22 protein-coding genes and 1 tRNA gene are annotated in these 21,874 nt (G+C 60.1%); 10 read left to right on the forward strand and 13 right to left on the reverse strand.

The features are described from left to right. Positions 1-7 precede the first annotated feature (7 nt). Positions 8-985 (reverse strand): DUF2332 domain-containing protein, encoded by a 978-nt coding sequence (locus J4721_RS11080; protein WP_211002693.1) that lies wholly within the window; start codon positions 983-985, stop codon positions 8-10. A gap of 370 nt (positions 986-1,355) precedes the next feature. On the opposite strand from J4721_RS11080, the gene J4721_RS11085 reads away from it, so the two are divergent. The 5 genes from J4721_RS11085 (at position 1,356) to J4721_RS11105 (ending at position 5,788) form a co-directional block, all read left to right on the forward strand. Further along, positions 1,356-2,189 carry a hypothetical protein gene (locus J4721_RS11085; protein ID WP_211002694.1) on the forward strand — a complete coding sequence of 278 codons (834 nt, stop codon included), beginning with the start codon at positions 1,356-1,358 and terminating at the stop codon, positions 2,187-2,189. Next, positions 2,186-3,250 (forward strand): endonuclease/exonuclease/phosphatase family protein, encoded by a 1,065-nt coding sequence (locus J4721_RS11090; protein ID WP_211002695.1) that lies wholly within the window; start codon positions 2,186-2,188, stop codon positions 3,248-3,250. The genes J4721_RS11085 and J4721_RS11090 overlap by 4 nt, the downstream gene beginning before the upstream one ends. A 141-nt stretch (positions 3,251-3,391) precedes the next feature. Further along, entirely contained in the window at positions 3,392-4,495 is a 1,104-nt protein-coding gene (leuB, locus tag J4721_RS11095; RefSeq protein ID WP_211002696.1) for a 3-isopropylmalate dehydrogenase, read from the forward strand. A 216-nt stretch (positions 4,496-4,711) separates the two neighbouring features. Then, entirely contained in the window at positions 4,712-5,668 is a 957-nt protein-coding gene (locus J4721_RS11100) for a DMT family transporter (RefSeq protein WP_211002697.1), read from the forward strand. A gap of 43 nt (positions 5,669-5,711) precedes the next feature. Continuing rightward, positions 5,712-5,788: transfer RNA gene (locus tag J4721_RS11105), tRNA-Pro, on the forward strand. A gap of 55 nt (positions 5,789-5,843) precedes the next feature. Here the strand turns inward: J4721_RS11105 and J4721_RS11110 are convergent. The 4 genes from J4721_RS11110 to hisS all read right to left on the reverse strand — a co-directional run bounded on the left by J4721_RS11110 (position 5,844) and on the right by hisS (position 10,040). Then, positions 5,844-6,506 (reverse strand): hypothetical protein, encoded by a 663-nt coding sequence (locus tag J4721_RS11110; protein ID WP_076617363.1) that lies wholly within the window; start codon positions 6,504-6,506, stop codon positions 5,844-5,846. A 265-nt stretch (positions 6,507-6,771) separates the two neighbouring features. After that, positions 6,772-7,464: an ATP phosphoribosyltransferase gene (gene hisG / locus J4721_RS11115; protein ID WP_211002698.1), complete on the reverse strand. Its 693-nt coding sequence runs from the start codon at positions 7,462-7,464 to the stop codon at positions 6,772-6,774. Beyond that, positions 7,461-8,549, reverse strand: a complete 1,089-nt coding sequence (locus J4721_RS11120; protein WP_102855437.1) for an ATP phosphoribosyltransferase regulatory subunit — start codon at positions 8,547-8,549, stop codon at positions 7,461-7,463. The genes hisG and J4721_RS11120 overlap by 4 nt, the downstream gene beginning before the upstream one ends. 3 nt (positions 8,550-8,552) lie before the next feature. Beyond that, a complete protein-coding gene (gene hisS, locus J4721_RS11125) occupies positions 8,553-10,040 on the reverse strand; it encodes a histidine--tRNA ligase (RefSeq protein WP_014881139.1) in 1,488 nt (495 codons plus the stop codon). 205 nt (positions 10,041-10,245) lie between these two features. Between hisS and J4721_RS11130 the strand changes: the two genes are divergently transcribed. After that, positions 10,246-10,440 (forward strand): SlyX family protein, encoded by a 195-nt coding sequence (locus J4721_RS11130; RefSeq protein ID WP_014875870.1) that lies wholly within the window; start codon positions 10,246-10,248, stop codon positions 10,438-10,440. Positions 10,441-10,469: 29 nt separating this feature from the next. On the opposite strand, the gene J4721_RS11135 is transcribed toward J4721_RS11130, so the two are convergent. Beyond that, on the reverse strand, positions 10,470-12,650 hold the full coding sequence (locus J4721_RS11135; RefSeq protein WP_211002699.1) for a heavy metal translocating P-type ATPase: 2,181 nt from the start codon (positions 12,648-12,650) through the stop codon (positions 10,470-10,472). A 215-nt stretch (positions 12,651-12,865) separates the two neighbouring features. Here J4721_RS11135 and J4721_RS11140 point away from each other — a divergent pair, with 215 nt between their 5' ends. Then, a complete protein-coding gene (locus tag J4721_RS11140) occupies positions 12,866-13,966 on the forward strand; it encodes a CaiB/BaiF CoA-transferase family protein (RefSeq protein ID WP_211002700.1) in 1,101 nt (366 codons plus the stop codon). A 1-nt stretch (position 13,967) separates the two neighbouring features. Here J4721_RS11140 and J4721_RS11145 read toward each other — a convergent pair whose 3' ends face one another. Together J4721_RS11145 and hemE are read right to left on the reverse strand one after the other, a co-directional pair. Beyond that, positions 13,968-14,135, reverse strand: a complete 168-nt coding sequence (locus J4721_RS11145) for a hypothetical protein (protein ID WP_199538326.1) — start codon at positions 14,133-14,135, stop codon at positions 13,968-13,970. A 99-nt stretch (positions 14,136-14,234) separates the two neighbouring features. Then, the gene (hemE, locus tag J4721_RS11150) at positions 14,235-15,269 is read right to left on the reverse strand and encodes a uroporphyrinogen decarboxylase (protein ID WP_102849706.1); all 1,035 of its coding nucleotides are present in this window, start codon (positions 15,267-15,269) and stop codon (positions 14,235-14,237) included. Positions 15,270-15,379: 110 nt separating this feature from the next. Here hemE and hemC point away from each other — a divergent pair, with 110 nt between their 5' ends. Beyond that, positions 15,380-16,342 (forward strand): hydroxymethylbilane synthase, encoded by a 963-nt coding sequence (gene hemC, locus J4721_RS11155; RefSeq protein ID WP_014875875.1) that lies wholly within the window; start codon positions 15,380-15,382, stop codon positions 16,340-16,342. A 78-nt stretch (positions 16,343-16,420) separates the two neighbouring features. Here the strand turns inward: hemC and J4721_RS11160 are convergent, their stop codons facing one another. The 5 genes from J4721_RS11160 to clpS form a co-directional block, all read right to left on the reverse strand. After that, on the reverse strand, positions 16,421-17,260 hold the full coding sequence (locus J4721_RS11160) for a GH25 family lysozyme (RefSeq protein ID WP_027248633.1): 840 nt from the start codon (positions 17,258-17,260) through the stop codon (positions 16,421-16,423). Positions 17,261-17,386: 126 nt separating this feature from the next. Further along, positions 17,387-18,280, reverse strand: coding sequence for an oxygen-dependent coproporphyrinogen oxidase (hemF, locus tag J4721_RS11165; RefSeq protein ID WP_211002701.1), 894 nt, complete (start codon positions 18,278-18,280; stop codon positions 17,387-17,389). A gap of 36 nt (positions 18,281-18,316) precedes the next feature. Further along, positions 18,317-19,120, reverse strand: coding sequence for an SDR family NAD(P)-dependent oxidoreductase (locus J4721_RS11170; RefSeq protein ID WP_102873528.1), 804 nt, complete (start codon positions 19,118-19,120; stop codon positions 18,317-18,319). 106 nt (positions 19,121-19,226) lie between these two features. Further along, positions 19,227-20,219 (reverse strand): class I SAM-dependent methyltransferase, encoded by a 993-nt coding sequence (locus tag J4721_RS11175; protein ID WP_211002702.1) that lies wholly within the window; start codon positions 20,217-20,219, stop codon positions 19,227-19,229. 14 nt (positions 20,220-20,233) lie between these two features. Beyond that, positions 20,234-20,575, reverse strand: a complete 342-nt coding sequence (gene clpS / locus J4721_RS11180; RefSeq protein ID WP_014875880.1) for an ATP-dependent Clp protease adapter ClpS — start codon at positions 20,573-20,575, stop codon at positions 20,234-20,236. A gap of 88 nt (positions 20,576-20,663) precedes the next feature. Here clpS and J4721_RS11185 point away from each other — a divergent pair, with 88 nt between their 5' ends. Then, positions 20,664-21,377 carry an HAD family hydrolase gene (locus J4721_RS11185; RefSeq protein ID WP_211002703.1) on the forward strand — a complete coding sequence of 238 codons (714 nt, stop codon included), beginning with the start codon at positions 20,664-20,666 and terminating at the stop codon, positions 21,375-21,377. 39 nt (positions 21,378-21,416) lie between these two features. Then, positions 21,417-21,755, forward strand: a complete 339-nt coding sequence (locus J4721_RS11190) for a hypothetical protein (RefSeq protein ID WP_211002704.1) — start codon at positions 21,417-21,419, stop codon at positions 21,753-21,755. Positions 21,756-21,874 lie beyond the last annotated feature (119 nt).

Genomic DNA, 21,874 nt, shown 5'->3' on the forward strand with positions numbered 1-21,874 from the left:
TTGCGCCCTATGCTTGAGTTGCAGAAAGCCACGCGATCTGCTGCCCATGCGGGCCGGTCCACGCCAAGGGCTGACCGTCCTGCATAAGTAAAAACATATCTTCCCGATGCTGACCTGCACGGGCTGCAAACTGGGGGAAGACGCGCGGCCCCTCATTGCTGATCCAGATTGCGTCACTCTCAAGCATATTCCTGGCAAAGGCATCCCGCCGCTGTTGATCCGCGACATAGGTCAGAACGGCGGTGTGAAAGACGACGACGGTTGCATTGGCCGGTGCCTCAGCGATCAACGCAGGCAGATCCTGCGTCAGATCTCCGGCCACCAGACGCGGCGGGCAACACTGTGCGACCGAAACCGCGGACCGCAGCCGATCAAGGCGCAGTTGATGTTCGGGCCAGACCAGCTGTTCCAGCCAGGCCACATCAGCATCGCGACTGACGTCAAGAGGGTTCAGATCCAGCCCCGCCCGCCAGATGATATCAAGGTGAGCCATCGGTCGTGGTGTACCCGGTGATGTGTTGCACTGCAATATCGGGGCACGACCTTCAAACTCCGGCGGCGGGGGCAGCTTATGGTCGCCCCAGTCGTATCCATAGACATCTGGTAACAGGCAGAGACCCGCAGAAGCACCCACCTCAATCAACGCGATCGGTCCGGTGATCTGCGCCAAAAGCGGCAGCAAGACTGCGCAGCGCCCTGGCTCATTTGTCTGCGCCGTCCGTCTCCGCATTACCGTAGCGACTTCCTCGGCCCGGTCACGGATGACCCTGTCAAATGCCTCCGGACAGGAAATGTTGCCTGCAACGTGGCGTACTGCAGCAAACAGCAGGTTGGGTTGCTGGCGATCCGCAGGCAGCGTCGACAGAAAACCGAGACAGTTCTGCGAGCGTGCCACATGCAGTGCCAGCCTCTCATAAATCGGCGACTGACCTGCGGCCTCCAACTGCGCGAATCTGATGTAGCGTTCTGCGATATGACGGGTCATCCCAGCCTCCAACCAAACCTCGAGCAGCATGCCCAAGCCTGACCGGTGCAGAAATCTCCCCTGATAGCCCCCACTATCCCAGCCATGCGGTCCAGCCACAACATCTTGTGGACCACTGCATAAGTGCTTGTTTTTATTTGACCCAAGCCACGGCCACTGATGCAAACCAGCACCACCCCACCACCCAAAACACGCAAAACCTCGCCGAAACCCTGGTGCGAACTTGAGCAATATCCCGCTGACAGGCACAAATAAGGCGGAAATGAGGCAGCGCTCAGCAGAGACATTTCATCAAGAAATGCATGCGGGCATCAAGTTGGAACAACGGCACGGCGATGCACCGGCCAGTCCAGTTTGAAGGGATCGAGGCGTGATAGCACGGATTACAGGCGCGGCAATCCGCGGCATCTTTGTTGCATTGTTGATTGCAATGCCATCGCTGTTGTTGCCAGATGCAGCAACACGGTCACCCGAGGTAATTGCCCTGCTTGCCATCCTCGCCGCAGCGCTCACCTTCGCCGAGTATTTCTCAAGCTATCCAAGTTTCGTGGAGTTTCGCGAGGCTCCACCGCTGAACAGAATGCGGTTTATATCATTGGCTCTGATCGTCATTCTGGTCAGCCTGGTGGCCCGTCATCCGATGGACGCCACCGCCCTCACCTCTCTGGTGCATGGTCTGGCCTCCGGGCTGGGCGACACACTTGATTTCGCGTTCTCCCCGATCCAGCTGACCGGGTTGATGATGCCCGCCCATGTGGCGCCAGATCTTATCACACAGGTGATGGCGTCAGCGGCGCTCAGCTATATGATTGCCCTCATCACAATCTTCGGTTTTGCATTGGCGATCCGGCTTCGGGACTGGCCGCTCGGCAATGGGCCTTTCAACGTCTGGACCAATCTGCCTCTCTTTGACCCCACAACCGGCGGCGATGTGGTTGAGCGGCTTCAACGGGATGCCCGGATCAATATTGTAGGTGGCGTACTTCTGCCCTTTGCGCTGCCGGCGCTCGTGAAGCTCACATCCGGTGTGGTGGATCCCGGCCTTCTGGCGGCTCCGCAGACCTTGGTCTGGGTCGTCTCTGCCTGGGCCTTTGTTCCTGCATCAATGATCATGCGCGGCCTTGCAATGCTGAGAATCTCAGAGCTGATCGCGCAAAAGCGCCGCGCGGCCTATGCCAGTTCAGAGGCATTGCAAACCGCATGAGACGGCTGGCCACGCTCCTGCTGGCCGCTCTCCTTCCATTGATCGGCCCTGCCGAAGCGGACCCCGCAAAGACATTGCGCATTGCCAGCTTTAATACGGAGCTGTCCCGCAAGGGCCCCGGCCTATTGTTGCGGGATCTGCAACGCGGCAAGAATCCGCAAGTCGGCGCCATTCTGCAGACCCTCACCGAGGCCAATGCGGACATACTTGTCTTGCAGGGGATTGATTGGGACCATGAAGGCCGCAGCGTGATCGAGCTGCGTAATCTGTTGTCCAAACGCATTCCCCGTTATGGCCATATCTACGCAGCGCGGCCCAATACTGGCATGCCGACCGGGCACGACATGAACGGCGATGGGCGATTGGGCAACGCGCGGGATGCACAGGGCTATGGCCGGTTCACCGGACAGGACGGCATGGCCATCCTCTCTCGGCTGCCCATTCTGCGCGCTGAAGTGAGAGATCTGTCCGAATTGCTCTGGCAGGATCTGCCCGGTGCCACGCTGCCCACATACCCAAATGGCACCCCCTTCCCCAGCCGTGATGCGCTAGCAGCTCAGCGCCTGTCGACAACCGGGCACTGGATCGTGCCCATCCTACTGCCCAGTGGGGAGCAACTGTCTGTTATGGCGTTTCAGGCGACACCCCCGCTGTTCGACGGGCCGGAAGATCGGAACGGAATGCGCAACCAAGACGAAATCAGGCTTTGGCAGGTCCTGCTGGATGGCGGGCTTGGCCCCACGCCAACCGAACCATGGGTCATTGTGGGTGGAGCCAACCTCGACCCGGACAAAGGGGCCGGACGGCGCACGGCCATTGCCGATCTGCTCCGCGATCCGCGCCTGCAGGACCCGCGACCACCGGATGCAGCGGGGCGCACAAATACCGTCAACTGGGGCACATCCGGTTCGATGCGGGTCGACTACGTCCTGCCTTCACGGGCGTTGCAGGTTGTCGCGTCAGGGCTGATATGGCCTGCCGAAATCGCGGCCAAGGAGGGCGGCGCAGACCGCCCTGCCAGCCGTCATGCGCTGGTCTGGACAGATCTGCAAATCCAGTAGCAGCTTTGCTGCAATAAGATGGCGCGAAAGCCGCCCACTTAGCCATAAAAACAAAGCGATTAGGCGCTACATGCGCCCGGAATATTGACCCAAGGGCGATCTCCCGTTACCCCGACTGCAACGCTTTCAAGGAGTACCCATATGTCCAATCCATCGATTCTGATTCTGCCCGGCGACGGGATCGGCCCCGAGGTCATGGCCGAGGTCCGCAAGGTCATCAGCTGGTATGGCGAAAAGCGCGATCTACAGTTCGATGTGAGCGAGGATCTTGTTGGTGGTGCCGCCTACGATGTGCATGGCAAACCGCTGGCGGATGAGACCATGGAGAAGGCGCAGGAGGTCGACGCCGTCCTGCTAGGCGCCGTAGGTGGCCCCAAGTACGATGATCTCGACTTCTCCGTAAAGCCCGAGCGCGGCCTTCTGCGTCTGCGTAAGGAGATGGATCTCTACTCCAATCTGCGTCCGGCGCAATGCTTTGACGCGCTGGCAGATTTCTCCTCGTTGAAAAAAGACATCGTTGCCGGTCTCGACATCATGATCGTGCGCGAACTGACCTCGGGTGTTTATTTCGGTGAGCCGCGCGGCATCTTTGAGGAAGGCAATGAGCGGGTGGGCATCAATACCCAGCGCTATACAGAGAGCGAAATCGAACGCGCCGCCCGCTCTGCGTTTGAACTGGCGATGCGCCGGAACAAAAAACTCTGCTCGATGGAAAAAGCCAACGTGATGGAATCCGGCATCCTGTGGCGCGAGGTGGTAACCCGCGTTGCTGCGGACTATCCCGAGGTCGAGCTGTCCCACATGTATGCCGACAACGGCGCGATGCAGCTGGTCCGAGCGCCAAAACAGTTCGACGTGATCCTCACCGACAACCTCTTTGGCGACATCCTTTCCGACTGTGCAGCAATGCTGACCGGCTCGTTGGGTATGCTTCCGTCTGCTTCGCTCGGCGCGCCAATGGCAAACGGTCGCCCCAAAGCACTCTATGAGCCGGTACACGGTTCTGCACCGGACATCGCAGGTCAGGGCCAGGCAAATCCAATTGCCTGTATCCTCAGCTTTGCAATGGCACTGCGCTACAGCTTTGATCAGGGGTCCGAGGCGGACCGTCTGGAAACTGCGGTGGAAAAAGTACTGGCCGATGGTCACCGCACCGGCGATCTGCTGGGTGAAGAAGGCGTCTCGCCGATCAGCACTTCAGAGATGGGTGATGTGATCATCGCCGCCCTCGACGACAGCCTCTAAAAGCTTTGGTGTGAAATCCTGGCGCGGGCCGCCAAAAGGCCCCGCCGCATCCTGCCCAGACCGATCTCGGACCTGGCAGGCAACAGCCCAGATTCCGCGCGCGGACCGACGGTTTGATCCGCGACAACTGACGGCTTTTTTAGTATTTCCCTGACAGTGTTAGCGCTATAGTGCGGACCATCTGCCGTATTTCTTTGCGCCGACCCGGATGAACCTATGAACATAAAAGCCGCTCTGCTTGCCCTATTGGCCTATGCGATTTTTTCCACCCACGATGTGGTGGTCAAGATCCTCGGCGCGGATGTATCACCGGTTCAGTTGGTGTTCTTCAGCAGTCTGCTGTCCTTTCCCCTGCTGGTTCTGATGTTGGTGAAAGATGCCACTCCCGGCCATCTGCGACCGGTCCACCCCTGGTGGATGGCTGCGCGGTCAGCAACCATGGCCGTCATTCCTGCCAGCGCCTTTTATGCGTTTTCCGAGCTGCCGCTGGCTGAAACCTATGCGTTGCTTTTTGCCACGCCACTGCTGATCACCCTACTATCGATCCCGATCTTGGGCGAACGTGTCGGGCTGCCGCGATTGGCAGCGGTTGTGGTCGGCTTTATCGGCGTGATGGTGGTGCTGCGCCCCGGTGCGACCAGCTTTGGCCTGGGTCATGCGGCAGCGCTTTTTGCCTCTTTTTGCGCTGCCTTTCAGTCGGTCGTTTTGCGCAAAATCAGCGCTGATGAGCGCCGGGTCGTGCTTATGATCTATCCTATGCTGATGACTTTTGCGGTCATGGGGCTGGCACTGCCGCTGGTCTATGTCCCGTTGGAAGGCGTGACCTTTGGCGGCATCGCGATTGTCGCACTGTTTGGGTTTTGCGCGACATTGCTGACGGTCAGCGCCTATACCATCGGCGAGGCGGCGATCGTCGCTCCCATGCAGTATTCCCAGATCATCTGGGCCACTATCTTCAGCGTGATGCTCTTCAACGAAAAGGTCGATTTGATGACATTGGTCGGCGCCGCGATCATCATCGCCAGCGGCATTTTTATTGTGCTCCGTGAAGCCTTTGGCGGACGGTCCGACAACACCCCGGTTTTGCGCACCCGGACCCGTGGATATACTGCGGGCGGCACCAATGTATCACTCATGCTGAAACGGCGAAGCGAGGAGAAACCGGCGGAATAGGGCTTGCATATCCAATTCCTGCCGTGTAATTCCGCGCCACGGTCGGAGCGTAGCTCAGCCTGGTAGAGCACTGTCTTCGGGAGGCAGGGGCCGGAGGTTCGAATCCTCTCGCTCCGACCAAATATGCAAAGGCGCCCTTGGGCGCCTTTTGTGTTCTTAGTCCATTGCTTCGCCGTTAGCCGCCGTTTGTGGCAAAGCACATGAACAGCCCGGCGCCACCTGTCATGGCAAGGGCCTCCATCGAACAGCCACGCGTGTCATGGGCCGCATTCCAGGATGTGTTGCCGCCGCCATGGCGGTCATGATGCCCAACCGTGGCGCTACCCTCGCCGGAACTGGTCCAGTTGCTACAGGTCTTATCGCCCTCCATCCAAGGGAAGTAAGCGGTGCCATCCGCCATGGTCCCGGTCAGCAGATCATGGACATTCGGGCGATCGCCCCGTCCATTCACCAGATTACCATTCTCATCCAGCCCAGTGGATTTGACGATATTGGGGCTAAGATGTAGCTCATCCAGATTGCCCGCGATCTGCACGCCCTTGGCATTATGCCAAGGACCACTGCCAATCCGATCACGCGCTGAAATCCCGCGCTTGCCCTCTTCCTGCGTGCTGAGATAGGCGCGCCAGGTTTTGCCGTTGACACCGGCAGCTTCGGCTAGGTTGGCACAATGCGCGTCAGCACCCTCGAGCCCACCGAGATCACCGCCCTTTCCCGAGCCAATGCTGGTCACGAAAAAACTCATGCTGGTGTCCTGCGCAAGCGCAGCCCCACCGGCGCTCAAGAGCAGCGGAATAGCGATCAGCGCGGCTTTGGTCGCGGCTTTGGTCACTGTCATCTTTCTGGTCTCCCTTGTTGTATCGGAGCGAACGCCTGAGCGCATGTTGGCAGAAACCATGGTACTGCTCCCGCCTGCGCGCGCATGCGCCTGCCAATCTTTAGGTAGAGGCCAACAGGAGGTTTTCAAACAGGGACTAAGCATGCTTGCTACGGGTGAGCGCCGTAACCGAAAAAGGCCGCACCAAGAGATCCCTGTGCGGCCTTCATTCCTGCGCTTCTAATTTGACTCTGTTCCGCCAATTAGGCTCGGATCTCGGCCCGGATTAGCCGTGTAGGCGTTCCAGTAGGTCGCCCAATGTGGCCTTTTCCTCAGCGCTGTATTTCGCCACCCGGCTGCGCCATAACGTGGCCTGCGAGCGCAGGATCAGACCGTCCGACATCAACTTCAGGTGGTTGGCCCGCAGGGTTTCCCCAGTCGAGGTGATATCGGCAACCATTTCAGCAGTCTCATTCTTGACGGTCCCCTCGGTCGCGCCCTGGCTATCGACCAGCTGATAGTCCGCAACACCCGCATCCATCAGGTACTCACGCACAAGACGGTGATACTTCGTCGCGATCCGCAGCCGGTGGCCGTGTTTCGCCCGGAAAGCGGCGGCGACCGCATCCAGATCGTCGATGGTTTCCACGTCGACCCAAATTTGCGGCACCGCCAGAATGAGATCGGCATGACCAAAGCCGAGGCCTGCGATTTCTTCTACCTGCTGCTCCCAGAGGGGTAGTTTTTCCTGTACCAGATCAGTTCCGGTCACCCCGAGATGGATGCGTCCGGCGGCCAGTTCGCGTGGCATCTCCCCGGCGGACAGCAGCACCAGATCGATCCCGTTGATCCCCGCGACTGCGCCGGCATATTCACGGTCCGATCCGGTCCGCGACAGGGTGATCCCGCGTTTTGCAAACCACTCGAAGGTCTTTTCCATCAGCCGCCCCTTGGACGGCACCCCAAGCTTCAGGCTCATGATTTCACCCCTTCCAGCAACAGCATCAGATCGGGACGAACCACACCGCCGACGGCGGGGATTTCCGCCCCCTGTCCAAGCTGCCGCGTCAGCGCGTCATAGCGACCGCCGCTGGCAATCACCGGCAGATCTGGACGGCTATCAGCGTAAAATCCGAAAACGAAGCCATCGTAGTATTCCATTGACGTGCGTCCGTAGGAGGCTTCGAAATCAAGGTTGTCGACATCAATGCCCCGCGCCTTCATCGCCGCAGTACGCGCATCGAGCCGGTCCAGCGCCGGGTTGATCGCAGGCAGGTCTACAGCGATGTCGCGCAACTGTTCCGACGCATAGGGAATGGTCTCGCGCACCGCCATCAGCGCCTCCAGCGCGGTCAGCTCATTCTCAGCGATTGGCGAGGCCGCCGCATCGGCGCGCAGGGCCTCAACGCGGGCATCCACCTCCGCCGGACGCCGCTTGCCAATGGCGGGCACCTGCCCGGTCAGCACCCCTTCGGTAGACAGCAGCTTGCGACGGCTTCCCGCCACCGGGCTGCGCCCGGCAAACTGGTCGAGCATCGCCCGGAACCGGCGCGGCCGCCAGATATGACGCATCAGGGCCGCCTTGCGCAGTGAAGTGGTGTTAAGCCCCTCAACCGCCGCCATAAGGATACCGATATCACCGGTTGCGGCGCGCACTGGCAGGTCGCGCAGTTGTAGCGCAATCAGCGCGAAAACCTCAGCGTCTGATCCCGCCGGGTCATGGCGTTCAAAAACCTCATACCCCACCTGAAGATATTCGTTGGCGCGGTCCTCGTCATGTTCCTGACGGCGGAATACATCGCCTGCATAGGTGTAACGCGCAGGCTCTGCACCGTCGCGCATGTGCATCTCGACCACCGGCACAGTGAAATCAGGACGCAGCATCTGTTCCCCGCGCAACGCATCGGAGGTTACATAAGCACGGGCGCGGATATCCTCGCCGTAGAGATCCAGCAGCGTTTCGGCAGGCTGTAGAAACGGCGGTTCCACCACCCGTGCGCCAGCAGCCTCAAAGCTCATGCGTAGCCGCGCGGCGAGCGACAGAGCACTCAGACGATCACCCATCGTTCAGCCCTGCCCTGCAAGGATTTCGCGCACCTTGGCGACCAGATCACCGCGTGGCACTTCAAACTGGCTCGGGCGCTCTTTCCACTCTTCGAGTGTGGCATTCTCGGCAATCTGTGCGCCAAGGATCAAATCCTTGATCTGCACCACGCCGCGATCTTTTTCCTCGCCACCTTCGATCACCGCGATGGGCGAATTGCGCTTGTCCGCATATTTCAGCTGGTTGCCAAAATTCTTGGGGTTGCCCAGATAGACCTCTGCACGGATGCCTGCATTGCGCAGCTCGGCCACCATGGCCTGATAATCCGCCATGCGGGCCTTATCCATAACGGTAACCACGACTGGGCCAGTGGCCTCTGCCTTGATCCGTCCCTTTTCACGCAGCGCCGCCAACAGGCGATCCACACCAATGGACACGCCGGTTGCAGGAACCTCCTGACCGGTGAACCGCTTCACCAGATCATCATAACGTCCACCGCCAGAGACCGAACCGAATTGCCGCTTGCGGCCTTTCTCGTCAAGGATCTCAAAGGTCAGTTCTGCCTCATAGACAGGCCCGGTGTAGTAGCCAAGACCGCGCACCACCGAGGGGTCAATGTCGATGCGGTCAGCACCGTAACCGCCTGCGGCCAGCAGATCACCGATCTGCTCCAATTCGCCGACACCCTCAGCTCCAATGGAACTGCTGCCAACCGCCTCGCTGAGGTTGGCAAGGGTCTTGGCCGCGTCCGCCCCTTTGGAGGTCAGGAAGGCCAGCACGGGCGCAGCCTGATCATCGGAAAGACCAACACCGTCAATAAAGGCACCAGAGGCATCCAGACGCCCCTTGGTCAGCAATTCGCGGACACCAGCCTCGCCCACCTTATCAAACTTATCGATGGTGCGCAGAACATCGTCACGTTTGGCGTCGCCCGCCTCAAGCCCCATCGCCTCCAGCACGCCATTCAGGACCTTGCGGTTGTTCACCCGTACCAGATAGTCACCGCGCGGAATGCCGACGGTTTCCAGCGTATCAGAGAGCATCGCACAAATCTCAGCGTCCGCCGCCATAGAAGCGGTGCCAACGGTATCGGCGTCACATTGATAAAACTGGCGATAGCGCCCCGGCCCTGGCTTCTCATTGCGCCAGACCGGCCCCATCGCGTAGCGGCGATATGGCGTCGGCAGATCGTTGCGATGCTGGGCATAGACCCGGGCCAGAGGGGCGGTCAGGTCATAGCGCAGCGCCATCCAGTCACCATTGCCGCCTTCGTCATATTCCTGCCAAGCGAAGACGCCCTCATTGGGCCGATCGACATCGGGCAGGAATTTGCCCAGCGCCTCAACAGTTTCCACCGCAGAAGATTCCAACGCATCAAACCCGTAGCGATGATAAACCCCCGCAATGGCCTGCAGCATCTCGCTGCGCTGGCTCACCTCTTCGCCGAAATAGTCACGGAAGCCCTTGGGCGTGATCGCCTTGGGGCGGGGCTGTTTCTTGACTTTGGCCATCTTGGCCTCCTCGGGGTGTCAAATGGGTCAGATACTCGCCCGGCGGTCTAGCCCAAGGGCGGGCTGACAGCAAGGCGGCAGAGGTGCACACCCGGCAAGGCGTCTCTGCGCTGCCTCACATGCAGGCACTGTGTTTCAGACTTGTGACAGCATGGACGCGCCCGCCGCCAGCGCATATGAGAGCGTCAGACCTAAGGAGACAGCAATGCAACATCTCGAAGAGCAGATCGCCCACCTGACGCGCACCGTCGATGAGCTGAGCGAGGTGATCAATCGGCAGCAATCAGAGATCGACCGGCTGACCCATCGCGTCGCCATGCTGTATCAGCGCGAAGCTGCCCGTGAACAGGACGGTGGCGGCGGCGTTGTCATCGGTGACGAACGTCCGCCGCACTACTGATCCGCTGCGACGACTGACGGCACTACCCGTCAGCTATCGCTGCTCGTCAGCGACGGTTTGAACGATAGCAGACGCAACGCATTGAGTGTCACCAGCACCGTGGCGCCAGTGTCAGCCAGAATGGCGATCCACAGGCCGGTCATACCAAGGACCGACGTGACGAGGAAGACACCCTTCAGCCCCAGCGCAACGGCAACGTTCTGGCGAATATTGGTCAGCGTCGCACGGGACAGCCGGATCACGCCAACCACGTCGCTGACACGGTTGCGCAGGATCGCCGCATCTGCGGTCTCTAGCGCGACATCGGTGCCGGACCCCATTGCGACCCCGACCTGAGCCGTCGCCAGCGCCGGCGCATCGTTGATTCCGTCGCCAACCATCATGACCTGAGCGCTCCGGGTGAGATCCTGCAGCGCCGTGACCTTATCCTCCGGCATCAGCTCCGCCCGATGATCCAAGCCCAATTGCCCGGCAATCGCTTCTGCCGTGCGGGCATTATCCCCGGTCAGCATGGTCGCATTGATCCCCATCCGCTTCAGCTTTTGCACCGCATCAGCCGCATCTTCGCGGGGTTCATCACGTAGCGCGATCAAACCATAGAGCACCTCGTCGCTGAACAGGACGACAACCGTCTTGCCCTGCGTTTCCAGCTTTGCCGTCTGCGCTATGGCGGTCTCCGTCATGACGCCGGTTTCTGAGGCAAAACGCGGAGATCCGACAGTGATCACAAAGGATCCAACTTTGGCGGAGGCGCCTTTGCCGGGCACTGCACGGGCCTCCTGTACCAATGGACTATCCACGCCGCTGTCTGCCGCCCGCGCGCAGATCGCTTCTGCCAGCGGATGGCTCGACTCGCGCTCAACAGCGGCGGCCAGTTCCAGCAGCTTACCCTCGCTGCCATGATGGACGACGATATCCGTGACCTGAGGCCGCCCACGGGTCAATGTCCCGGTCTTGTCAAAAGCCACATGAGTGGTGCCCGCTGCGGCCTCAATGACCGCGCCGCCCTTCAGCAACAGACCGTGGCGCGCCCCGGCTGACAAAGCAGAAGCAATGGCCGCCGGAACACTGATCACCAGCGCGCAGGGGCAACCAATCAGCAGCAGCGCAAGCGCGCGATAAATCCATGTATTCCAATCCAGACCAAACCCAAGCGGTGGCACCAGTGCCACCAACAGGGCGACCCCGACGATGATGGGCATATACACACGGCTGAAACGGTCGATAAATCGCTCAGTTGGCGCACGGGCACTCTCGGCCTCTTCAACCAAGCGAATGATCCGAGAGATCGTGTTATCTGCCGCCGCACGGGTCACGCGCACCCGCAGGACAGCCTCGGCGTTGATCGATCCGGCAAAAACCTCGGAACCGGGCTCTTTCAGGCGCGGGACGCTTTCACCTGTCACCGGGCTTTCGTCGACGCCAGAGACCCCATCGATAACCGCGCCGTCGGCGGGCACGCGGTCACCGGGGCGCACCACAACGATCTGACCTTCACGCAGGCTGTCTGCTGCGACTTCCTCCAACACATCTCCCCGCTCCACCAGCGCCGTCTTGGGCACGAGATCGGCCAGCGCGCGAATCCCGTCTCGCGCTTTGTTCGCGGCCAATCCTTCAAGCATTTCGCCCACAGCAAAGAGAAACACCACCAGCGCGGCCTCTTCTGCGGCACCAATAAACAAGGCGCCAATCGCCGCAATCGACATCAGCATTTCGATGGTGAAGGGCATTCCCGCCCGGAGCATCGCAAAGGCGCGGCGTACGATGGGAGCCACGCCAATCAGGGTTGCCAGCATAAACGCCCAGAGACCCACCGTAGGGGACGCCAAGAGTTTAATTCCCCAGGCCAGCGCCAGCAGCAAACCGGTTCCCAGCAGCAGTTGCCCCTTACCACTGCGATACCATGCAGGTGCCTCGGTTGCGGTGGATGCGCCGGCCTGCGGGGTGTCGCAGCAGGGGTTCCGGTCGGCCCCTGCGCCGTCACCACGGGCCATCAGATCAAACCCCAACTTGCGCACCGCCTTCTCTACGGCGATGACCGATCCCTCTTGCGGGTCCAGATCCAGACGCAGCCGTTCGGCCATCATCGCGACCTCAACCCCGCTGACACCCGGCAATCGCTCAACCGCGCCGCGCAGTTTGGTCGCGCAGGACCCACAGTCCATTCCTGTTACCCGCCACTCCAGTTGCTCACCCGTATCCCTGGCCATCTCAACGCCACCTTTCCTGCTCTCATATCCTGTCAGCGCACTATGTAGTTACTACAGCGACTAGAGCTTCAAGACATTTCTTCAGAAAAAGCCGATCCAAACTCAGTTCTGCTCAGGACGTGCCGCAACGGCTTTATTGGGAAAGGGCAGAAAGCCGCTAAGCTACCGATAAAGCCTGGCCGATCCGCCAGCATCACGACCAAGGAGGCACCGCAGTGCTGCAGGGAATTCGTGTGATTGAGATTGAAGGACTGGGGCCTGCGCCCTTTGCCGCGATGATGTTGGCGGATCTTGGGGCTGACGTCATTTGCGTCCACCGCAAGGGGGACAACACAGGTCTGATGCCACCGCATCCGATCATCGACCGGGGCAAACGCTCTATCACGCTAGATCTGAAGTCCGACGCCGATGTGGAGACACTGCTGCAACTGGTCGAAAGCGCCGATGTGTTGATTGAGGGGTTTCGACCCGGCGTGATGGAGCGTCTGGGCCTTGGGCCTGCCGCCTGCCATGCCCGTAACCCTGGTCTCATCTATGGCCGCATGACCGGTTGGGGGCAGGACAGCCCATTGGCCCAAACTGCAGGCCATGATCTGAACTATACCGCGCTCTCCGGCGCGCTTTGGTATGACGCGACGCCAGGAACGCCGCCGCAGCCGCCTGCGACGCTGCTAGGCGATATTGGCGGAGGTGCGCTTTATCTGGTCGCAGGTATTCTCGCAGCACTTGTTAGGCGCGGAAACACCCACGAGAGCAGCCCCGCCGGATGTGTGGTCGATGCTGCGATCTACGACGGCTCGGCCCATATGATGAACCTGCTGATGACATTGCAGCAGGCCGGACAGTTTGCGACGATGCGCGGGGCGAGCCTGCTTGATGGGCCCCATTGGAGCCGCTGCTACCTCTGCGCTGACGGCGGCCATATCAGCGTGCAATGTCTGGAACCGCAATTCTATGCAGAGTTTCTGTCACGTCTGGATCTGGGCGAGGATGCACAATTCGCCCAGCAGCATGACAAAGGGCTGTGGCCGGTGCTGGCCGCGCGGCTGACCGGGGTCTTTGCCAACCAGCCGCGCGATTATTGGGCTGATCTGTTCGACGGCAGCGACGCCTGCGTGGCCCCAGTTCTGTCGCCGGAAGAAGCAGTAACCCACCCGATGAACACGCGCAGGACCTGGATCATGGCAGACAATGGCCTTCAGGCTGCACCCGCGCCGCGTTTCTCAGGTCAGGGGGATTGGACCGCCCCCCCAGCGCCAGAACGCGGTGAGCATACGGCCCAGATACTGGCCGACCTGATGCAGCCCCAACGCTAGATTAATCGGCTTTCTTGGCTTTCTCAGCTGCCGCCTTCATCCGCGCGAGCAGGCCCGCTTTTGTTTCGCGGCCGCCGTAGGGGTTTTTGTCGGACCCTTTGGCGTTGTGTTCTTGGTGGCGCGGGCTGTTCTTGCCCTTTCTGGGGGCGCCAGATTTCTTGTAGTCCATCGACTTGCCCTTTCGGCGTGATCGCAAAAGGCGCTGATGCCGCAATTGGCCTCAGCGCGCAAGATTATCGTAAGCATTACATTATGGAGTGCAGACGGATCAGCCGTCCCGCACAGCATCAATCATGCGCTGCACATTATCCGGGTCCGCATCAGGCGTGATACCATGACCAAGGTTGAAGATATGCGGCCCGTTACCAAAGGCTTTGACAATGCGGCGTGTGTCATCCACCAGCTCCTGACCGCCGGTGACCATATGACGAGACGCGAGATTGCCCTGCACACAGCCGTCCACCTGAACATGGGCTGCGGCCCATTCAGGATCCACTGAGTTATCAAGCGCGACACAATCCACCCCAGTTGCCTTGGCAAACCCGACGTATTTGTCACCTGCCTCACGCGGGAACCCAATGACCGGGATACTCGGGTGGCGCTGTTTCAGCGCCTCGGTGATCTGGCGGCAAGGCTCCAGCGCATATTTCTCAAACGCCTCGCCACTCAACGAGCCTGCCCAACTGTCGAAGATCTTAACCACCTCGGCGCCTGCTTTGATCTGCATCGACAAATATTCAATCGTCGCCTCTGTGATACGGGCCAGCAAGGCCTCAAACAGCGCGTTATTCTCCCGACGCAGCAGATGCGCAGGCCCCTGATCTGGGGTGCCACGCCCGGCAATCATATAGGTCGCGACAGTCCAGGGCGCACCGGCAAAGCCGATCAGCGTTGTTTCTGCAGGCAGCGCGGAAGAAAGCAAGCGCACCGTCTCATAGATGGGGTTCAGCGTTTCATGAATATCGCTGACCGGGCCCAGCTTGGCGAAATCCGCCTCGGTGGTGATTGTCGAAAGACGCGGCCCCTCGCCGGTCACAAACCACAGATCCGCTCCCAACGCCTGCGGCACCAGCAGGATATCGGCAAACAGAATCGCCGCATCAAACCCATAGCGACGGATGGGCTGCAGGGTGACCTCCGTTGCCAGCTCCGGATTATAGCAAAGCGACAGAAAATCGCCCGCCTCGGCCCGTGTGGCGCGATATTCCGGCAGATAGCGACCGGCCTGACGCATCATCCAGATCGGCGGCACATCCTGTGTCTCGCCCGCCAATGCACGCAGCAGTTTCTTCTGTTCGGCCATGGTCACCCTCATATCTGTGTTGCATCTGAGGTCTAGCCTTAGCGGCAAATTGTCAAGGGCAGCAGGACCGGTGCTTGTCATGGCATTATGTCGCGATTAAGGGTCAATGCATGACACAGATCGATCTGCCCTCCCCCGCTTCGCCCCTGAAAATCGGCACCCGCGGTTCGCCTCTGGCGCTGGCCCAGGCCCATGAAACACGCGCCCGGCTGGTCGCAGCCTTCGATCTGCCACAGGACGCCTTTGAGATTGTGGTGATCAAAACCAGCGGTGACAATCAGGCGCTGATCGCAGCGGACAAACCGTTGAAGGAACTGGGTGGCAAAGGTCTGTTCACCAAGGAAATCGAAGAGGATCTGTTGTCCGGCGCCATCGATATCGCAGTGCATTCGATGAAGGATATGCCTGTGGCGCAGCCTGCCGGATTGCTGCTGGATACCTATCTGCCCCGCGAAGACGTACGTGATGCCTTTGTCTCGCCAGATGTGACCGCCATCACCGATCTGCGCGCGGGGGCCGTTGTCGGCACCTCCTCCCTGCGGCGGCGTGCCCAGCTGCTGCATCGTCGCCCCGACCTGCAGGTGGTGGAATTTCGCGGCAACGTTCAGACCCGCCTGACCAAGCTGCGCGACGGTGTCGCAGAATGCACTTTCTTGGCAATGGCCGGTCTGAATCGCCTCGGCGCCGACCAGGTGCCCGCAACACCCATTCCGCCCGAAGACATGCTGCCCGCCGTCGCCCAGGGCGCCATCGGGATTGAGCGGCGCGCGGATGACAGCCGCACCGGCGATATGCTGGCAGCCCTTCACGACCGCGAAACCGGAGAGCGGCTGGCGGCAGAGCGCGCGTTTCTGGCCGCCCTTGATGGCTCCTGCGAGACCCCGATTGCCGGGCTGGCAACCCTGGAAGGTCGGACGCTGCGATTGCGCGGAGAAGTTCTGCGTCCTGACGGTTCTGAGGCGATCAGCGATGAGCAGACCTGCCCTGTTGAGGATGGCGCAGAACTGGGTCGTGAAATGGCGACAAAGCTGCTGGCACAGGCGGGAGCGGGCTTCTTCGATTGGAAGCGCTAAGGGCTGGCCAAGGGGGCTAGGTTCTGCCTTACACTCCGGGGCATTTGAAGCCAGAAGATCTATGCCAGATGTGGAGCCTCAGATCTGCCCTGACCAGCGCAACCAACGCTCTGGTCCACCGCCAAAGACATTCAAATCGACGTTCCCGTCAATCCCCGGCACCCGTCCGGTGCCGGTGTATTGCCAGAACCGCCAAAGCGCGCCGGGATAGGTGACATGAGGGTGATCCGCAACGGAGCGCAGCCAGAATTCGGTGCCCTTCAGGCGACCGATGCCAGTATCACGGTAGAAGTCAACGGTGGTGTAGAGCACTGGGCGGCGTCCGTAATGCGCCTCAAGAATATCGAGAAACCGATCCGCCTCGGCACGGACTTTGCTGCCGGAAGGGCGTATTGTGCAGGTGCGCGAATGGGGGGTCCATTCCATATCCAACACGTGAGGCAAGGCGGCGCTGTCGCGCGGGACATGGCGGATGAACCAGCGCGCCTGCTCCGCAGCAGGGCGGCAGAAATAAAAATAGTGATAAGCCCCGCGTTTCACACCGGCCTGCCGGGCACCGCGCCAATGATCGCGGAATTTTGGATCCGCCAGATCGCCGCCTTCGGTCGCCTTGAGATAGGCAAAGCTGATACCTGCCGCCTTCGCCCGGCGCCAGTTGATGTCGCCCTGCCAGCGAGAGACATCGATCCCGTGGATCGGATAGGACCAGGGCGTGCGGCCCTTCCACGGGTGTGGATCACTGTCGCCAAATTTGGGATGGGTGATCAACCGCGCGCGCGCCTGTGCGAGGCTGGCAGCGGTCTCACCAGGTTGAACCGGCTGACCGATCGGCGGTGAAGGCGGCGCAACAGATGCTGTGCGTGACCCGCAGGCGGCCAGCGTCAACACTGCTGCAATCAACAGCCAAATTCTGCTCATACGGACCTGCCCTGATTTGTCCCGGATCTGCGTATGATACCACGCTTTGCCTCAGTAAAGCGCGACCGGCCAGTCAGAGCAATGATCAAGGCGTCCCCCTGCCGCGATCAGCAAAACACCGCGACGTCAGATCCATTTGGCCATTGGTGGCAGGCTCATCAGCACCGCATTGGCATCATGACCGGTCTCCAGCCCGAATTTAGTCCCGCGGTCATAGACAAGATTATATTCTGCATAGAGACCGCGATGGACCAGCTGGATGTCCTTTTCCGCTGCGCCGAACACCATGGGCCTGCGTTTTTCAACCAATGGCAGGTAGGCGGGAAGAAACGCGCGGCCAATGTCCTGCGTCAGGGCAAAGTCGGCCTCCCAATCACCACTGTTGCGATCATCCATGAAGATGCCGCCAACGCCTCGTGCCCGGTTGCGGTGGGGAATGTAGAAATACTCATCCGCCCATTCTTTCAGCTGCCCATAGAGCGTGTCCCCATGCGGTGCCAGATGCTCCTCTTGGGTGCGGTGGAAATGGGCGGTGTCCTCGTCATACTCAATACAAGGGTTGAGATCCGAGCCGCCTCCGAACCACCAGGCGTGCGGGGTCCAGAACATCCGCGTGTTCATGTGGACTGCGGGCGCATGGGGGTTCTGCATATGGGCGACAAGGGAGATACCAGAGGCCCAGAACCGCGGATCGTCCTGCATGCCTGGGATCCCCTTGCGGGCCGCCATGGCGGATTGTGCGCGAGCCCCCAGGGTGCCGTAAACCTCAGAGATGTTGACGCCAACCTTCTCAAACACCCGGCCACCGCGCATCACACTCATCAGGCCGCCGCCGGCATCGCTGCCATCCTCGGCTGTGCGCTTTGTCTCGCTGATCTCGAAACGGCCCGCCGTCTGATCACTGAAGGGGCCAGTGTCGTGGCTGTCTTCCAGCGCTTCAAAGGCCGCGACAATATCATCGCGCAAAGATTTGAACCAAGCCGCAGCGCGGGCCTTTTGGTCGATCATATCGGTGCTCATCTGGTCGCCTATGTCCGCAGGAAAGGGTAAAATGGTTTAATGAACCGGTACTGCAACCGTGTCCAGCAACGTGCGCCCACCATCCAATGTGACAATCTGTCCGGTCATGAAGGCAGCCGCGTCGGAGGCAAGGAACTGCGCTGCCTCGGTCAGTTCACTGGGCGAGGCAATCCGGCCCAGCGGCGTATGCCGTTCTATATCCTGCCGGTAAGCGCGATTGTCCTTGAGAGTGGCCTGCATCGACGCGCTCATAACCGAGCCAAAGGCAATGGAATTGACGCGTACCCGATGCGGCGCAAGCGACACCGACAGGGAGCGCGTCAGCTGATCGAGTGCGGCTGATGCCACGCAATAGGCCATGAGCTCCGGATGGGACCGACGCGCCGCTATGGAGGACAGGTTGATGATCGCGCCATTGGGTCCGCTGCTGTCGCGCTGCTCACCCTGTTTGATCATGCGTCGCGCCACCTGTTGTGACAGCCGCATGGTCGGCAGCAGAGTTTCATTGAGCAGCAATTCCATCGACTCATCTTCCGGGTCCAGTGGATCGGTCGGCACCACCTGCCGGGCGCCGTTGACCAGAATATCGACCTCATCAAAGGCATCAATGGTTGCCGACAGGAGATTGGCAATGGTCAGCCGTTCTCGCAGATCCCCGGCAAAATAGCGGATATTGCTCTCATCCGCTTGGGCGCCCAACTCACTCAGCAGGGCCTTTTCATCGGTATCGGCAAACATCACATTGGCACCAGCCGCAGCAAATTGCTTGCCTATGGCCAAGCCGATGCCACTGGCAGAGCCGGTGACGATGGCCGTTTTGCCGGAAATGGAAAAAGACATAAATGACCTCCGTCAGGACCGAGAGGATGGACCAGTGGCCAGCCTCATTTCTGCAACCTAGACTGCGGACAGAAACAAGGGAACCACCCTTTGTCGTCCGTCTGCGTCAGCGGCGATGACGGCGTGGGCGGCTGGCCTGCAGCACTTTAAATCGATTATCACCTGCGACCTCCGATACCGTAGCAAACTGTTCCGCAAGCGTGGCCTCATAGGGAAGATGCCGGTTGGCAACCAGCCAGAAGGCCCCGGCGGGCGCCAGCATCCCAGAGGCTGCTGTGATGAAGGCCTGCCCCAGCGATGGTTCCGCCGCGCGACTGGTGTGGAACGGTGGGTTGGAGATGACACAATCGACCCGCTCGGTTGTCTGCCAGCTGCGGGCATCCGCCCAGTGAAACTGGGCACGGGGATCGTTGATATTCTCCCGGGCGCAGCTGAGTGCGCTGTGGTCGGCTTCAACGAGATGCAGCGCCTGCACGGTCTCTCGTTGAAGAACCGCTGAGGACAGATACCCCCAGCCAGCGCCAAGATCGACCACATTGCGGCCGAGCTTTGCGGGCAGTGCGGCGACAAGCAGGGCCGAGGCCGGATCGACACCATCTGCGGAAAACACCCCCGGAGCGGTCTGAAACCCTCCGTCAATCTGCGTGGTTGCGACCTGCCAGTCGCTCAGGTCGGTGCCTGTCGCATCGAACCAAAACGCCTTGCCGTGAGCCTTTGAGATGGGTGCCGACACGTCACAGCGTGCGCGCAGTGCTTTCAGCACCGAATCGACACCGTCCGTCTTGCCGCCATCGACCAGAACAGGACCGTCGCTGAGCTCTGCGGCCTGCGCCAATAGGCCACGCGTCAGCGCCTTGGCACGCGAAAGGAACACAACCGCTGCCGCGAACCGCACCTCAGCAGGCAGCTCAGGCACGCAGTCATAGCCCCGCGCCGCAAGGGCGACATGATCCGGCGCAAAGGGCTGGACGATCAGCACTCGCTCTTTCGGCAGCGCCGACAGGTCTACATCAGAGGCGGGGTGAAACACCGCTATACGGCCGCTTTCGGGCACGGGAAAGCCACCCGTCTCGACGGCCAAGGACAGGCGAACAGACATCTAGGAGCCTCTTTTTATTCTTCTTTTTCCATCGTGCATTGCAGTGGATGCTGATGGCGGTGGGCAAAATCCATGACTTGTCCGACCTTGGTTTCGGCGATTTCATGGCTGAACACACCAACCACAGCGACGCCTTTTTTATGCACGGTCAGCATCACTTCAAACGCCTCGGCATGTGTCATGTTGAAGAAGCGCTCCAACACCATGACCACGAATTCCATCGGGGTATAGTCGTCATTCAGCAACAGCACCTTATAGCGCGGCGGACGCTGCGTTTTGGGTCGGGTCTTGGTGAGGACACCGAGATCGGTATCGTCATCTGAATGATCCGACATCATAACTGGCGTAGGCAGCATTGGCACAGACTTCCGATCGTGGATGGATTTTGGTGTCCCGCTTATATAGCCTTTCTGACGAAGAGGAAAAGGGATTGAGCGTGTCGGATTGACCCGAAAATTGACAACAATTGGCTTCGATGCTGATGATACCCTTTGGCATAATGAACGATTTTTCCGCATTACTCAGGATCGCTTTGCCGAGTTGCTGATGGACCACGTTCCGCAGGAGTTCGATTCGCAAGCTATCGGCGACCGTCTCTTAGCCGCGGAGAAGCAAAACCTTGGCCGCTATGGCTATGGCGTGAAAGGCTTCACGCTGTCGATGATCGAAACCGCCATTGAGGTGACGGATGCCCGCGTGCCGGCCTCCGTGATCCAGGAATTGATTGTCGCAGGCCAGTTGATGCTGTCCTATCCGATTGAGTTGCTGTCCAATGCGCAAAGCGCAGTGGAGGCCCTGGCTGACAGCCACCGGGTGGTGCTGGTCACTAAGGGCGATCTTCTGGATCAGGAGCGCAAACTGGCGCAATCCGGCTTGGGGGATCTTTTCGACGGGGTCGAAATCGTTTCGGAAAAAACACCACAGATCTATTCCGAGATTTTCGCCCGACACGGTGATGGCCCCGAACACGCAATGATGGTGGGGAACTCCATGCAATCCGATGTAGTGCCCATCATTGAGGCGGGCGGCTGGGGCACTTACGTTCCGCATGGCTTGGTCTGGGAGGTCGAATATGCCCCTGCTCCGGTTCACAGCCCGCGATATACCGAAATTGCCGATCTCAGCGCCTTGCCCACGCTAGTGGCGCGGATCAGTTAAGACGCCCCAGCCTCACCAAACGCCCCACGGCCCAACCCAATGGACACACCAATGCCTCATGCCGAAATCAAATACAGCAGCGATCTCGATCTTGATATCCCCGCGATCCTAGCTGAGATCGAACAGGTCATCCTGTCCCACGACGATGGTGCCGGCGATTGCAAGGGGCGCGGTTACCCGACCGACGCCTATCACCACACCCATGTTGCGGTGAAAATCTTCGTGCTGGTGAAGCCGCATCGCGATACAAATTTTTCCAACACGTTACTTGCGGCGCTACGGGCGGCAATCACGGCGCGAATCTCTGCCCCCTGTGCGTTTTCTCTGGAGCTGGCCTATACAGGTCCCTTCTATATCACCGGCCAGTATCACCCCTGAGGATGAGCCCTGCCAACGGCCCGGCAAGCCAGTCGGCAGAGCGGAGAAGAGCCAACAGACAGTGCCTTCACTCGCCCTTGTTGCATCCCTGCACCAGACGGCAGCGCACAACCGCCGAA

Origin of the sequence: Phaeobacter sp. HS011, assembly GCF_018101215.1 — a bacterium.
Lineage (GTDB): Bacteria > Pseudomonadota > Alphaproteobacteria > Rhodobacterales > Rhodobacteraceae > Phaeobacter > Phaeobacter inhibens.

Excerpts from the sequence above, each read along its gene's own strand:
- J4721_RS11175 (WP_211002702.1), bottom strand. The coding sequence starts at position 20,219 with ATGTCTGTTCGCCTGTCCTTGGCCGTCGAGACGGGTGGCTTTCCCGTG.
- J4721_RS11145 (WP_199538326.1), bottom strand. The coding sequence starts at position 14,135 with ATGGACTACAAGAAATCTGGCGCCCCCAGAAAGGGCAAGAACAGCCCG.
- J4721_RS11160 (WP_027248633.1), bottom strand. The coding sequence starts at position 17,260 with ATGAGCAGAATTTGGCTGTTGATTGCAGCAGTGTTGACGCTGGCCGCC.
- J4721_RS11135 (WP_211002699.1), bottom strand. The coding sequence starts at position 12,650 with ATGGCCAGGGATACGGGTGAGCAACTGGAGTGGCGGGTAACAGGAATG.
- hemE (WP_102849706.1), bottom strand. The coding sequence starts at position 15,269 with ATGGCCGAACAGAAGAAACTGCTGCGTGCATTGGCGGGCGAGACACAG.
- J4721_RS11130 (WP_014875870.1), top strand. The coding sequence starts at position 10,246 with ATGCAACATCTCGAAGAGCAGATCGCCCACCTGACGCGCACCGTCGAT.
- J4721_RS11120 (WP_102855437.1), bottom strand. The coding sequence starts at position 8,549 with ATGGGTGATCGTCTGAGTGCTCTGTCGCTCGCCGCGCGGCTACGCATG.
- J4721_RS11080 (WP_211002693.1), bottom strand. The coding sequence starts at position 985 with ATGACCCGTCATATCGCAGAACGCTACATCAGATTCGCGCAGTTGGAG.
- clpS (WP_014875880.1), bottom strand. The coding sequence starts at position 20,575 with ATGCTGCCTACGCCAGTTATGATGTCGGATCATTCAGATGACGATACC.
- J4721_RS11110 (WP_076617363.1), bottom strand. The coding sequence starts at position 6,506 with ATGACAGTGACCAAAGCCGCGACCAAAGCCGCGCTGATCGCTATTCCG.
- hisS (WP_014881139.1), bottom strand. The coding sequence starts at position 10,040 with ATGGCCAAAGTCAAGAAACAGCCCCGCCCCAAGGCGATCACGCCCAAG.
- J4721_RS11090 (WP_211002695.1), top strand. The coding sequence starts at position 2,186 with ATGAGACGGCTGGCCACGCTCCTGCTGGCCGCTCTCCTTCCATTGATC.
- J4721_RS11100 (WP_211002697.1), top strand. The coding sequence starts at position 4,712 with ATGAACATAAAAGCCGCTCTGCTTGCCCTATTGGCCTATGCGATTTTT.
- leuB (WP_211002696.1), top strand. The coding sequence starts at position 3,392 with ATGTCCAATCCATCGATTCTGATTCTGCCCGGCGACGGGATCGGCCCC.
- hisG (WP_211002698.1), bottom strand. The coding sequence starts at position 7,464 with ATGAGCCTGAAGCTTGGGGTGCCGTCCAAGGGGCGGCTGATGGAAAAG.
- J4721_RS11190 (WP_211002704.1), top strand. The coding sequence starts at position 21,417 with ATGGACACACCAATGCCTCATGCCGAAATCAAATACAGCAGCGATCTC.
- hemC (WP_014875875.1), top strand. The coding sequence starts at position 15,380 with ATGACACAGATCGATCTGCCCTCCCCCGCTTCGCCCCTGAAAATCGGC.
- J4721_RS11170 (WP_102873528.1), bottom strand. The coding sequence starts at position 19,120 with ATGTCTTTTTCCATTTCCGGCAAAACGGCCATCGTCACCGGCTCTGCC.
- hemF (WP_211002701.1), bottom strand. The coding sequence starts at position 18,280 with ATGAGCACCGATATGATCGACCAAAAGGCCCGCGCTGCGGCTTGGTTC.